This window comes from Solwaraspora sp. WMMA2080, from assembly GCF_027497395.1.
GTDB lineage: Bacteria > Actinomycetota > Actinomycetes > Mycobacteriales > Micromonosporaceae > Micromonospora_E.
The window spans coordinates 1,716,261-1,729,285 of the sequence record NZ_CP114910.1 but is presented as its reverse complement, the minus strand read 5'-3'; the positions used below and the strand labels follow the sequence as shown (position 1 = coordinate 1,729,285).

At 71.3% G+C, this 13,025-nt stretch carries 11 protein-coding genes; 5 read left to right on the top strand and 6 right to left on the bottom strand.

Translation table 11 applies throughout. The annotated features are described in order from the left end of the window. Window positions 1–74: 74 nt before the first annotated feature. Window positions 75–1,058, bottom strand: a complete 984-nt coding sequence (locus tag O7543_RS07780) for an aldo/keto reductase (RefSeq protein ID WP_281554465.1) — start codon at window positions 1,056–1,058, stop codon at window positions 75–77. Window positions 1,059–1,199: 141 nt separating this feature from the next. Between O7543_RS07780 and O7543_RS07775 the strand changes: the two genes are divergently transcribed. After that, entirely contained in the window at window positions 1,200–2,219 is a 1,020-nt protein-coding gene (locus O7543_RS07775; RefSeq protein ID WP_281554466.1) for an adenosine deaminase, read from the top strand. Here O7543_RS07775 and O7543_RS07770 read toward each other — a convergent pair. From O7543_RS07770 to O7543_RS07755, 4 genes are all read right to left on the bottom strand, one after another. After that, window positions 2,195–2,389: a hypothetical protein gene (locus tag O7543_RS07770; RefSeq protein ID WP_281554467.1), complete on the bottom strand. Its 195-nt coding sequence runs from the start codon at window positions 2,387–2,389 to the stop codon at window positions 2,195–2,197. The genes O7543_RS07775 and O7543_RS07770 overlap by 25 nt on opposite strands. Window positions 2,390–2,626: 237 nt before the next feature. Continuing rightward, the gene (locus O7543_RS07765; protein ID WP_281554468.1) at window positions 2,627–4,036 is read right to left on the bottom strand and encodes a HAMP domain-containing sensor histidine kinase; all 1,410 of its coding nucleotides are present in this window, start codon (window positions 4,034–4,036) and stop codon (window positions 2,627–2,629) included. A 29-nt stretch (window positions 4,037–4,065) separates the two neighbouring features. Further along, complete coding sequence (locus O7543_RS07760; RefSeq protein WP_123601096.1) at window positions 4,066–4,755, bottom strand: response regulator transcription factor; 690 nt, start codon at window positions 4,753–4,755, stop codon at window positions 4,066–4,068. A gap of 124 nt (window positions 4,756–4,879) precedes the next feature. Beyond that, window positions 4,880–6,022: a class I SAM-dependent methyltransferase gene (locus tag O7543_RS07755; RefSeq protein WP_281554469.1), complete on the bottom strand. Its 1,143-nt coding sequence runs from the start codon at window positions 6,020–6,022 to the stop codon at window positions 4,880–4,882. A gap of 206 nt (window positions 6,023–6,228) precedes the next feature. Between O7543_RS07755 and thrS the strand changes: the two genes are divergently transcribed. The 4 genes from thrS to O7543_RS07735 all read left to right on the top strand — a co-directional run bounded on the left by thrS (window position 6,229) and on the right by O7543_RS07735 (window position 10,695). Then, the gene (gene thrS / locus O7543_RS07750; RefSeq protein ID WP_281554470.1) at window positions 6,229–8,286 is read left to right on the top strand and encodes a threonine--tRNA ligase; all 2,058 of its coding nucleotides are present in this window, start codon (window positions 6,229–6,231) and stop codon (window positions 8,284–8,286) included. 114 nt (window positions 8,287–8,400) lie between these two features. After that, the gene (locus O7543_RS07745) at window positions 8,401–8,877 is read left to right on the top strand and encodes an HIT domain-containing protein (protein ID WP_281555545.1); all 477 of its coding nucleotides are present in this window, start codon (window positions 8,401–8,403) and stop codon (window positions 8,875–8,877) included. Between the two features lie 90 nt (window positions 8,878–8,967). Then, entirely contained in the window at window positions 8,968–9,570 is a 603-nt protein-coding gene (locus O7543_RS07740; RefSeq protein WP_281567362.1) for a TetR-like C-terminal domain-containing protein, read from the top strand. Window positions 9,571–9,678: 108 nt separating this feature from the next. Continuing rightward, window positions 9,679–10,695 carry an aldehyde reductase gene (locus O7543_RS07735; RefSeq protein WP_281554472.1) on the top strand — a complete coding sequence of 339 codons (1,017 nt, stop codon included), beginning with the start codon at window positions 9,679–9,681 and terminating at the stop codon, window positions 10,693–10,695. Between the two features lie 3 nt (window positions 10,696–10,698). Here the strand turns inward: O7543_RS07735 and O7543_RS07730 are convergent, their stop codons facing one another. Beyond that, window positions 10,699–12,822 (bottom strand): elongation factor G-like protein EF-G2, encoded by a 2,124-nt coding sequence (locus tag O7543_RS07730; protein WP_281554473.1) that lies wholly within the window; start codon window positions 12,820–12,822, stop codon window positions 10,699–10,701. Between the last annotated feature and the right edge of the window lie 203 nt (window positions 12,823–13,025).

The following is a 13,025-nucleotide window of genomic DNA, read 5'->3' as shown; positions in this document are numbered from 1 at the left end:
GTTCCGGCCGGAACAACGGGGCCCTCGCTCGTGCGCGACCGGGCCCCTGCTCGTGCGCAGCGCCGGGCGGCGGGTCACCACCGGTGGTGCACCTGGGGCCGGATCAGGTCGTCGTAGACCTCCCGCACCGTCCGCTGGGTGGCGTCGTCCAGCGGCGCGAGCTCCGCGGCTGCCGCGTTGCCCTGCGCCTGGGCGGGGTTGCGGGCACCAGGAATCGCCACCGTCACCCCGGGCTGGTCCAGGATCCAGCGCAACGCGAACTGGGCCATGGTGGCCTGCGGCGGCACCAGTGGGGCGAGCCGACGCACGGCGGCCAACCCGGTGTGGAAATCGACTCCGGAGAACGTCTCACCGACGTCGAACGCCGAGCCGTCCCGGTTGAAGGTGCGGTGGTCGTCGGCGGCGAACCGGGTGTTCTCGTCGTACCGGCCGGAGAGCAGGCCACTGGCCAGCGGCACCCGGGCGATGATCCCGACCCCGGCGGCGGCAGCGGCCGGCAGCACCCGCTCCAGCGGCTTGAGCCGCAACGCGTTGAGGATGATCTGCACGCTGGCCACGCCCGGCCGGGCGATCGCGGCCAGCGCCTCGTCGACCGTCTCCACGCTCACGCCGTACGCGGCGATTCGCTGCTCGGCGACGAGGGCGTCCAGCGCGTCGTAGACCGCGTCGGTGCGCAGCACCTCGGTCGGCGGACAGTGCAACTGGACCAGGTCGAGGCGGTCGACGCCGAGGTTCGCCCGGGACCGGTCGGTCCAGGCCCGGAAGTTGTCCAGCACGTACGCGGACGGGTGCTGCGCCACCCGGCGTCCCATCTTGGTGGCGACGAACAGATCGTCGCCGGCCGACTCCCGCAGGAACCGGCCGATGATCCGTTCGCTGCGCCCGTCGCCGTACACGTCGGCGGTGTCCAGGAAGGTGGTGCCGGCTTCGACGGCGGCGCGCAGCGTTGCCTCCGCCTCGTCCTCGCTGACCGTCCCCCAGTCGGCGCCGAGTTGCCAGGCACCCAGACCGATCGCCCCTACCGTGCGGCCGAGCCGCGGAAACGTACGCTTGTCCACCGGGCGAGCCTAGACGACCGCCCGAGCGGTACGCTCGGCGCAGCCGGGCCCCCGTCGGGGATGTCCGTTTTCCCGAGGAGGTCGAACGCCACGGTGAGCCAGCAACCGTCGTCTCCGCCCGTGCTGTCGGAGTCTCAGTCCGTGCTGTCGGACTTCATCGCCGGGCTGCCGAAGGTCGAGCTGCATGTGCACCATGTCGGGTCGGCGTCGCCGCGGATCGTCGCCGAGCTGGCCCAGCGGCACGAGGGGCGGTCCCCGGTCCCCGCCGACGAGGCCGCGTTGGCCGACTACTTCGTGTTCCGCGACTTCGCACACTTCGTCGAGATCTACCTGAGCGTCGTCGATCTGATCCGCGACGACGAGGACGTCTGGGTGCTCACCCATGAGGTGGCCCGCGAGTTGGCCGCCCAGCAGGTCCGGTACGCCGAGCTGACGGTGACGCCGTACTCGCACGTGCGGCGTGGCATTCCCGCGCCCGCGTTGTGCACGGCGATCGAGGACGCCCGGCGACGGGCCCGCGCCGACTTCGGCATCGAGCTGCGCTGGTGTTTCGACATACCGGGGGAGGCGGGGCTGCCGGCGGCCGAGGAGACGCTGCGGATCTGCCTCGACGAGGCCCCGGACGGTCTGATCAGTTTCGGTCTGGGTGGGCCGGAGATCGGCGTCCCCCGGCCCCAGTTCAAGCCGTACTTCGACCAGGCCCGGGCGGCCGGGCTGCATTCGGTGCCGCACGCCGGCGAGACCACCGGTCCGGAGACGGTCTGGGACGCGCTGCGCGAGCTGGGCGCCGAACGGATCGGCCACGGCACGTCCAGCGTGCGGGACCCGGAGCTGGTGGCGTTCCTGGCGGAGCGGCGGATTCCGCTGGAGGTGTGCCCGACGTCCAATCTGCGCACCGGCGCGGTGCCGCAGCTGTCCGCGCACCCGCTCGCCGACATGGTCGCCGCCGGCCTGCTGGTGACGATCAACTCCGACGACCCGCCGATGTTCGGCACCAGCCTCAACCAGGAGTACGCGGTGGCCGCGTCCCTGTTGCGGGCCGGCCCGCAACAGCTCGCCGGCCTGGCCCGCGACGCGGTGACCGCCTCGTTCCTGTCCGCCGCCGAGAAGCGGCGGCTGCGGGACGAGATCGACGGCTATCTGGCGGCGCAGGTCGCGTAGCTCGGGTCCTGCCAGCAGGCGAGGACCGCGACCACCAGCGCGCCGATCACCGTCATCCAACGCAGCACCTGCCGTGTGGTGATCGGCCTGGCTTCGTCCTGGTCGACGGTGGGTGATCCGGCTGGCGGTGGCTCAGCGGCCGGCGGCGGCGCAGCGGCTGACGGTGACACGTCGACCTGCCTCTGTCCAGGGTGGGCGCGCGGCGGGACATCGATGTTGGGGACCGGGCCCCGCCGCGCGCAAGCGTCCCTGGACTGGGGATTTGGGACGGTACTGCGGGTGAGTCGTCCAGGAAACGCCGATGGGTTCGGAACAGATGCTGCCATCCGGCGCAGGGCCTGCGGAACGACGTTAAGCCAGACCTAAGGAATACTTGTGCCGGCGAAGACCCGGCCGTGATCTGCCGGTCAGCGCGGCGCCGGCCGGCGACGGGTCCGGCCCCGGCCCCGCTCCCGCTCCCGCTCCCGGTCGCGTTCCCGGGCCAGCCGGCCGACCAGCCCGAACCGGCTCATCGGGCGGGGTGGGGCGGCCTCGGCGTCGGCGAGCAGCATCACCACGCTCGCCCCGCCGAGCCGGGCCCGGTCCAGGCTGACCGACCCGTTCGCCTGCAACGCCACCCGACGGGCGATGTCCAGGCCGAGCCCGGTGGAGCCCTGGTCGCTGGCGCCGCGCCGCAGTGCCCGGTCCGGGTTGGCGATACCCGGCCCGGCGTCGTCGACCCGGATCGCCACGTACCCGTCCCGGCGGGACACCGCCACCTCGAACGCGGTGCCCTGCGGCGTGTAGCGGAACACGTTGCCGAGCACCGCGTCGAGCGCGGCCGCCAGCTCGGCCCGGGGCACCGGCACCGGGGTCCGCAGCTGCGCGCCGATCACGTTGTACGGCCGGTTCTGGTCGCCGGCCAGCGCCGACCAGAAGACCATCCGGTCGCGGACCACCTCGGCGACGTCGCAGCTGCCCTGGCCGACCTCCTGGGTGACCGTCTTGCGGGTCGTGTTGATCAGAACGTCGACCTCACCCTCCAGGGTGACGATCGCCTGACGGATCCGGCGGATCGTCCGCCGCCGGTCCAGCTCGGCCTCGCTGAACGAGCCGACGCTGGTGTCGTCGGAGTCGAGCGCGTCGGCGTCCAGCCGCAGTACGGTCAGCGGGGTGCGTAGCCGGTGGGACAGGTCGGCGACGAGTTCACGTTCGTCGGTGCGGGAGGTGACCAGCCGGTCCGCCATCCGGTTGAACGCGTACCCGGCCTCGGCCAGCTCGCGCGGCCCGTCAGGCTGGATGCGTACCGCTAGATCCCCGTCACCGACCGCCATCGCCGCGTCGACCAGCCCTTTCGTCGCGGCGACGGCGCGCGCGGCGATCCGGTCCACGACGATGACCGAGCAGACGACCAGACCTGCGGCGATGCCGACCAGCAGCAGCCAGGTGCCGGCCGCACCCCGGTTGAGCTCGCCGTCGGCGACGAAGACCTCGACGACGGTGACCGCCTCACCGACCGTGACCGGCTCCAGGTGCAGCACCCCGCCGTCGGTGGCCACCACCGTCGGCCCGGTGCCGGCGGCGGCGTCGGTGACCTGCTGGCTGGTCGCGCGTACGGTGCCGACCGGGTCGAGTCCGTGCACCACCGGCTGCCGGTCGGTGCTCTCGCCGAGACCGGCCACGGCCCGGCGGACCCCTTCCGGGTCGTTGCTGACCGCCAACGCGCCGCGCACCACGGCGGCACGCCGGGCCGCGTCGGCCAGTGCCTGCTCGCGGGTCTCCCGCTGCAGCTGCAGGCCGAGCGGGATGAGGAAGGCCAACGCGATGATCGATGCCATGCCGGCCCCGAGGTAGGCCAGCGCCAACCTCAGTCCGGTACCACCAGCCGGAAGCCGACCCCCCGCACGGTGCGCAGGTAGCGCGGCTTCGCTGCGGATTCGCCCATTTTGCGGCGAAGCCAGTAAAGATGCACGTCGATGGTCTGGTCCTCGCCGACCGACGGCTGCCGCCATACCTCCTCCAACAGCTCCCGGCGGGACACTACCCGACCTGGGCGGGCGGCCAGATAGGCCAGCAGGTCGAACTCCTTGCGGGTCAGCGCCAGGGCCTCGCCGTCCAGCGTGGCGCTGCGTTCGCCGACGTCGACCCGCAGCCCACCGACCTGGTGCACGGCGGGCGGCACCGACCGGCTCGCCCGGCCGGCCCGGCGCAGCACCGTGGTGATCCGGGCGTCCAGGTGCGCGCCGGTGAACGGCTTGACCATGTAGTCGTCGGCCCCGGCCCGCAGCAGCCGGACGATCGCCTGCTCGTCGTCGCGGGCGGTGGCGATGATGATCGGCACGTCGGTGATGCCGCGCAGCATCCGCAACGCGTCCGACCCGTCCAGGTCCGGCAGGCCCAGGTCGAGAACCACCAGGTCGGGGGTTTCCGCGGCGACCCGGCGTAGCGCGTCCAGGGCGGTGCCGACCGCATGGACCGCGTGCCCGCGGTCGGCCAGCGAGCGCAACATGGCGCCGCGCACAACGTGGTCGTCTTCGACCAGGAGCACCGTAGCCACCTCACGACCGTACTGCCCCTGGCAAGTCGGCGGTGACCGCGGTCACCGCGCACGGCGGCGCAGTCCGACGTACGTCGCGGTCCCGTCGACGACGATCGCTGGGTCGGTCGCCGCCGACGATGGCTCAGGGCAGCCGCAACACCCAGCGGTACGCCTGCACCATCCCGGTGTCGAAGCCGGCCGCCGACCCCCACAGGAAGATCCGGAACCGCCGGTACATCGGCTCCCCCCAGCGCTGCACCACCTCGTCCCGGGCCGCGTCCAGCCGCCGGGCCCATTCCCGGCAGGTCAGGTAGTAGTTGTGCCGGTCATCGGCGATGCTGCACAGCTCGAACGGGGAACGGGCCACGTGCCGCAGGTACTGGTGCAGCAGCAGCGGCGCGGACCGGCCCGGATAGATGTAGCGCTTCATGAACGCCGACGCGACGTGCTTGCGCCGCATCGCCAGCGCGTCGAGGTAGACCCGCCCGCCGGGCCTGAGCAGCTCCGCGTACTTGCGCAGGCTGCGGCGGTAGTCCGGCAGGTGCTCGGTCACCCCCATGTTGACGATCGCGTCGTAGCGACGCTCGTCGGTGAAGCCGAAGATGTGCTGCCGCACCACCCGTACGTCGAGCTGCTCCCGATCGAACAGGTCGACGAGGTAGCGCTCCGACTCCCGCGACAGGGTCGTGGTGGTCACCTCGATGCCCTGCCGGGCCGCGTGTTCGGCGAACGCACCCCAGCCGCCGCCCACCTCCAGCACCCGGTCACCCGGCTTGACCCCGATCGCCTCCAGCGCCAGGTCCATCTTGCGGGTCATCGCGTCCTCGAGCGGCTCGTCGTCGGCGGCGAACACGCCCTCCGTGTAACAGCGGTGCCGGGTGTCGAGGAAGGTCAGGAAGAACTCCGACTCCGAGTCGTAGTGGTGGGAGATCGCCCGTCGGTCGTCCTCCCGCCGGCCGCGCAGCAGCCCGGTGAACACGCCGGAGAACCGGGCCACCGGATGCAGGTCGGTGAAGAACGCCCGCATCCGCAGCGCGGCGGACAGGTCACCCTCCACGTCCAGCCAGCCCTGCAGGTACGCCACGGCGACCGCGAACTGGTCCAACGCGGCCAGCGCCCGGGCACCACGGGGGTGACGTACGGCGATGGTGAACTGCGGGTCGCCCGGGCCGAAGCGGTGCTCCGTCCCGGCGACGTCCAGCACGGCGAACGGCACCGGCCGCCGGCTGGCGAAAAATGAGTCGTATCGGCGCCGCAGAGCGCCGACCATGTCGGTGGCAGCCACGGCGTCAATCTAACGCCGGAACCGGGTCGACGTCAGGGCGTTGCAACAGGACCGACACCCGGTGACGCCGACGTGGGGCGATAGCATCATGGCCGGCCGGGCCCGCCCCGGCCACCGGAGCGTCGTCGCCGACCCTGCCGGACCACCGAGCCACCGAGCCACCGAGCCACCGTACGCACCGATTCATCGACCGTGAGGAGCCCGTCGTGTCCGCAAGCGCAGCCAGTCCCCAGGCCGAACCCGTCGTGGTCCCGGCCGGGACCACGGCCGCGGACGCGATCGCCGCCGCCGGTCTGCCGGTGAACGGCCCGAAGGCGATCGTCGTGGTCCGCGACCCCGACGGCACCCTGCGTGACCTGGACTGGTCACCGGAGGCCGAGACCGGGGTCGAGCCGGTCGCCCTGGACTCCCCGGACGGGCTCGCGGTACTGCGCCACTCCACCGCGCACGTGCTCGCCCAGGCGGTGCAGGACCTGTTCCCGGAGGCCAAACTGGGTATCGGCCCGCCGATCACCAACGGCTTCTACTACGACTTCGACGTCGCCCGGCCATTCCAGCCCGAGGACCTCGACAAGCTGGAAAAGCGGATGCAGGAGATCATCAAATCCGGGCAGCGGTTCCGGCGGCGGCGGTTCGCCGACCTCGACGCCGCCCGGGCGGAGCTCGCCGACGAGCCGTACAAGCTGGAGCTGGTCGACGTCAAGGGCACCGCCGACTTCGACGCCAGCGAGGTGATGGAGGTCGGCGGCGGCGAGCTGACCATCTACGACAACCTCGACCCGACCTCGGGCAAGACCTGCTGGTCGGACCTGTGCCGGGGCCCGCACCTGCCGTCCACCCGGCTGATCGGCGCGGTCAAGCTGATGCGCAGCGCGGCGGCGTACTGGCGGGGATCCGAGCGCAACCCGCAGCTGCAGCGGATCTACGGCACGGCCTGGCCGACCCGCGACGCGCTCAAGGCGTACCTGAAGCTGCTCGACGAGGCCGCCCGCCGCGATCACCGCAAGCTCGGCGCGGACCTCGACCTGTTCAGCTTCCCGGACGAGATCGGCTCCGGGCTGGCGGTGTTCCACCCCAAGGGCGGCATCATCCGTCGGGAGCTGGAGGACTACTCGCGCCGTCGGCACGAGCAGGCCGGGTACGAGTTCGTCTACTCCCCGCACATCAGCAAGTCCCAGCTGTTCGAGACCTCGGGGCACCTGCCGTACTACTCCGACACCATGTTCCCGCCGGCGGAGATGGAAGGCGCGCAGTACTACCTCAAGGCGATGAACTGCCCGATGCACAACCTGATTTTCCGGTCGCGGGGGCGGTCGTACCGGGAGCTGCCGCTGCGGCTGTTCGAGTTCGGCACCGTCTACCGGTACGAGAAGTCCGGCGTGGTGCACGGCCTGACCCGGGTGCGCGGGTTGACCATGGACGACTCGCACATCTACTGCACCCGGGAGCAGATGCCCGGTGAGCTGCGCTCGCTGCTCGCCTTCGTGCTCGACCTGCTGCGGGACTACGGCCTCGACGACTTCTACCTGGAGCTGTCCACCCGCGACGACTCGGACAAGTTCATCGGCGACCCGGCCGAGTGGGCCGACGCCACCGAGACCCTGCGGCAGGCGGCCATCGACTCGGGGCTGGAGCTGGTGCCCGACCCGGGCGGCGCGGCCTTCTATGGCCCGAAGATCTCGGTGCAGGCCCGTGACGCGATCGGCCGGACCTGGCAGATGTCCACCATCCAGCTGGACTTCAACCAGCCGAAGCGGTTCGGCCTGGAGTACCAGGCCGCCGACGGCACCCGGCAGCAGCCGATGATGATTCACCGGGCGTTGTTCGGGTCGATCGAGCGGTTCTTCGGCATCCTCACCGAGCACTACGCCGGCGCGTTCCCGGCCTGGCTGGCCCCGGTGCAGGTGACCGGCATCCCGATCCGCACCGATCACGGTGACTACCTGGCCGAGTTCGTCGCCATGCTGCGCGCCGAGGGCATCCGGGCCGAGGTGGACTTCTCCGACGACCGGATGCAGAAGAAGATCCGCACCGCCCAGCAGCAGAAGGTGCCGTTCATGGCGATCGCCGGCGATGCCGACGTGTCGGCCGGGACCGTTTCGTTCCGCTACCGCGACGGTTCACAGCGTAACGGAGTGCCGCTGGCTCAGGCGGTGGCCCACGTCGTCGACGTGGTGCGGTCCCGGACCAACGTCAACCCGACCGCGACCGTTCCCGACAGTCAGTCGGGGTCCGACGGTCAGCAGGGGCCCGCCGGGCAGTGAGCCGGGTCGCCGTCGGGTGAGTCCGGCCGGCCGAGCCCGTACGATCATGGGGTGACTGGCACGACCGGACAACCGGGCCCGGATGGCCTGGAACGACTCTGGACACCGCACCGGATGGCGTACATCTCCGGTGCGGACCGGCCCGACGGTGGCTACGACTCGCCGACCGGCTGCCCGTTCTGCCTGGCCCCCGGTCGGCCGGCCGAGCAGAGTCTGGTGGTGGCCCGGGGCGAACGGGTCTTCGCCGTGCTCAACCTCTACCCGTACAACCCCGGTCACCTGTTGATCTGCCCGTACCGGCACGTCGCGGACTACCCGGAGTTGGACCGGGCCGAGACCGCCGAGCTGGCCGAGTTCACCCAGACCGCGATGCGGGTGATCCGCGCCGTGAGCAGCGCGCACGGCTTCAACATCGGGATGAACCAGGGTGGGGTGGCCGGTGCCGGCATCGCCGCCCACCTGCATCAGCACGTGGTGCCCCGGTGGGGCGGGGACGCGAACTTCATGCCGGTGATCGGCCGTACCAAGGTGCTGCCGCAGCTGCTCGCCGACACCCGCGACCTGTTCAGCGGGGCGTGGCCGGCGACCTGACAGGGGTGTCCCCGTTAGCGAAAACTAGTTGTCGAAAACTTGATTTCGGTATCTGGTTTTCGTAGTGTCGGTAGGGGCGAGGAGGTGACGGTGTCGGAGACGCAGGCCAGACCGCGTCGCAGCCGGCTCTCGGCGGAGCGCGAGCAGGAGCTGCTGACGGTCGCACTGGCGATGGTGCGCGAGCGCGGCTACGACGCGGTCACCATCGACGACATCGCGGCTGCGGCAAAGGCCAGCACCGCTACGTTGTACCGGCGCTGGGAGAGCAAGTCGATGCTGGTCATTCGGGCTCTGCAGGCGCAGAAGCCCGCTCCGGCGATCGAAATCGACACCGGCTCCCTCCGCGGCGACCTGCTGGCACTGGCGACGATAGCCAGCGACGCGGCCCGAATCAGGGACTCGCATGACGCGGCCATGACGGGTCTGGCCCGGGACGTGTTGCTCAATCCCGAGCTGATGCTCGCCCTCCGCGAGCTCATGATCGAGCCGCAGATCCAGGCGATGCGTCGGATGCTTCAGCGACACGTCGACGCCGGGCGGATCGGCCCGGACAACCCGGTCCTCGATCTGGTGGACCAGATCCTCCTCGGGCCGTTGCTGGCCGGCCAGCTCTACCTCGGTCACCGGCCCGGCCTGGCCGCCCGAATCGTCGATGAGGTCCTGTTGCCGCTGCTGAGCGCGACGCGCGGCTGAGTCAGCTCCCGCGCCGTCTGGCCCAGGTCATCCGACGAGCTCGTTGCCTGTCCCGAGCGATCACGGTCCGTGATCGTTGGTTCGCGCTGTCAAGTTTGGGGAATCTCGATGTCAACAAACCGTATCCTGGTCACCGGTGGCACCGGCTTCGTCGCCTCGTACGTGATCCGAGGTGCCCTGGCCCGCAACTTCCAGGTCCGGACAACCGTACGCTCGCCGGCCCGGACCCCCGAGCTACGCCGCACCGTCGGCGACGACTCCATCGAGGTGGTGACCGCCGACCTCACCGAGGACGCCGGCTGGGACGCCGCCGCACAGGGCTGTCGCTACATCCTGCACATCGCCTCCCCGTTCCCCGGAATCCGACCGGCCAACGAGAACGATCTGGTCTTGCCGGCCCGCGACGGCACGCTCAGAGTGTTGCGGGCCGCCCGCGACGCAGGAGTACATCGAGTGGTGATGACGTCGTCGTTTGGGGCGGTCGGCTATGGCCAGCAACCGCCGGACCGTCCCTTCACCGAACAGGACTGGACGGATCCCGACGCGCCGGGTATCGACCCGTACATCAAGTCCAAGACCGTCGCCGAGCGGGCGGCATGGGACTTCGTCGAGGGTACCGACGGAGGTGTGGAGTTGGTGGTCCTCAACCCCACCGGAATCTTCGGGCCGGTCCTCAGCAGCGACCATCCCCCCTCGGTAGGCATCATCCAGGCGATGCTGTCCGGCCGGATGCCGCGCGTTCCCGACCTGTGGGTGTCCCCGGTCGATGTGCGGGACCTCGCAGACCTGCAGATGGCCGCCATGCTGACGCCGGAAGCCGCCGGGCACCGCTACCTCGCCGCCAGCGGCGCCCTGCTGTCGTTGCGGGATATCGCCGCGATCCTGCGCCGCCGGCTCGGCGCGGACGCAGCGAAGGTCTCCATCCGAGCGATGCCATCGACGCTGGTGCGGATTCTGGCCCCGTTCGTCCCGCAGCTGCGGGCAATGGTCGGCAACCTGGGGGTGCGTCGCCCGGTCTGCACCGACGCCGCCCGCGAAACCTTCGGCTGGACACCGCGGCCGGCAGAGGACACTGTCGTCGACACCGGACGCAGTCTCGTTCACAGCAGTCGGACCGGAGGCTGAGGGTCAACTGGACGATACGCGTTCGTAGCGGGCGAACGCCCGCCGGAACGTGCCGGCACCTCCGGTGATCGAGCGCAGCTGCACCGCGTACCGCAGCAGTTCGGTCGCCGGCACCTCGGCGCGGATGACCGTCCGGTCGCCGGATTCGTCATCGCCGGTGGTGCCGAGCACCCGGGCGCGTCGGCCGGCCAGGTCGCCGAGCACCGACCCGACCGCACCGGTCGGCACCCGCACCATGATCGCATCGACCGGTTCCAGCAGCGTCGGTCGGCCGGTGGTGGCTGCGTCCCGCAGGGCCAGCGCCCCGGCGGTCTGGAACGCCGCGTCCGACGAGTCGACCGGATGTGCCTTGCCGTCCACCAGGGTCACCCGCAGGTCGACCACCGGATGTCCGCTGACCACGCCCCGGTCCATCTGGGCCCGCACGCCTTTCTCCACCGATGGGATGTAGTTGTGCGGCACCGCCCCGCCGACCACCCGGTCGACGAACTCGAAGCCGCTGCCCTCCGGAAGCGGCTCCACCTCGATCTCGCACACCGCGTATTGTCCGTGCCCGCCGGACTGCTTCACGTGTCGTCCGTGCCCCCGGGCCGGCGCGGTGAACGTCTCCCGCAGCGGCACCCGGACCGGCTCGACGTCCACCTCGACGCCGCCGGAGCGCAGCCGGTCCAACAACACGTCGGCGTGCGCCTCGCCCATGCACCAGAGCACCAGTTGGCGGGTCTCGGCATTGCGTTCCAGCCGCAGCGTCGGATCACCGGCGACCAGCCGGCCCAGGTTGCGGGCCATCGCGTCCTCATCCGACCGGGTACGGGCGACGACCGCCACCGGCAGCAGGGGTTCGGGCATCTCCCACGGCTCGACCAGCAGCGGATCCGTGGCCGCCGAGATGGTGTCACCGGTCTCCGCGCTGCCCGACTTGGTCAACGCGCAGATGTCCCCGGCGACGCAGACCTCGACCTCCCGCAGCTGCGCACCCAGCGGGCTGTAGATGTGCGCCACCCGTTCGTCGGCGTCGTGGTCCGGGTGGCCCCGCTGGCTGAGGCTGTGCCCGGCCACGTGCACCGTACGGTCGGTGCGCAGCGTGCCGGAGAAGACCCGGACCAGCGACACCCGGCCGACGTGCCGGTCGGCGGTGGTCCGGACCACCTCGGCGACCAGCGGGCCGGCCGGGTCGCAGCCCAGCGGCGGCCGGGGCGTGCCGTCCAGCCCGGTCACCGCCGGCAGAGTGTGCTCGGGCGGTGCCGGGAAGGCAGCGGTCAACAGCCACAGCAGGGCGTCGAGCCCGACCCCGGTGTGGGCGCAGACCGGCAGCACCGGATGGAAGTGGCCCCGGGCCACCGCCGTCTCCAGATCGTCGACCAGCATCTTCGGGTCGAGCTGCTCGCCGGCGAGGTACCGGTCGAACAGGGTCTCGTCCTCGCTTTCGGCGATGATCCCCTCGATCAGTTCGTCGCGTGCCTCGGCGATCGCCGGCAGGTGCTCCGGGTCCGGCTCCCGCACCTGCGGGGGATGGCCGGTCGAGTAGTCCAGCACCTGCCGGGCGAGCAGATCCAGCAGCCCGGCGATGCCCACCCCGTCGTCGGCGAGCATCGGCAGGTGCAGCGGCAGCACGTTGTCGCCGAAGACCCGTTGACACAGCGCGACGGTTTCGTCGACGTCGGCGCGCGGATGGTCGAGACGGGTGAGCGCCACCGCCCGGGGCATGCCGACCGCCGCGCACTCCTCCCACAGCGCGGCGGTGGCCGCGTCCATCCCGTCCGCCGCGCAGACCACGAACAGCGCGGCGTCGGCGGCGCGTAGCCCGGCCCGCAGTTCGCCGACGAAGTCCGCGTACCCCGGGGTGTCCAACAGGTTGACCTTGATGTCGCGGTGGAACAGTGGCGCGCAGGTCAACGCGACGGAGCGTAGCTGGCGTACCGCGGCCGGATCGTGGTCGCAGACCGTCGTGCCGTCCGGGACCTGCCCCGCCCGGCTGATCGTCCCGGTGGCGGCCAGCAACGCCTCGATCAATGTGGTCTTGCCGGCACCGGAGTGCCCGACCAGCACCACATTGCGGATCCGTTCGGGATCGGTGACCACCGCAACGGACCCGGCGGGCCCCCTGTCGTGGTTCTTCTGCGCCATGACTGCGCACCTCCTGGCTGCCTGACTGGGTGGGGCGACCGCGCTGCGGACCAGGCCGGGCTCCGGTCCGGACCGGAACGGCCGGCCGGGGACCGCAGAGGATGACCGCGGGGTGAATCCGCGGCGACATCTTCAGGCGGGCGGGACCTGCTCGGTAACGTGAACCGGGCCCGGGTGAGCTCGCTCACGTTCACGTGTCGATC

Coding starts and splice junctions, on each gene's coding strand:
- O7543_RS07765 (WP_281554468.1), bottom strand. CDS start 4,036: ATGGCATCGATCATCGCGTTGGCCTTCCTCATCCCGCTCGGCCTGCAG.
- O7543_RS07745 (WP_281555545.1), top strand. CDS start 8,401: ATGGCGTACATCTCCGGTGCGGACCGGCCCGACGGTGGCTACGACTCG.
- O7543_RS07735 (WP_281554472.1), top strand. CDS start 9,679: ATGTCAACAAACCGTATCCTGGTCACCGGTGGCACCGGCTTCGTCGCC.
- O7543_RS07730 (WP_281554473.1), bottom strand. CDS start 12,822: ATGGCGCAGAAGAACCACGACAGGGGGCCCGCCGGGTCCGTTGCGGTG.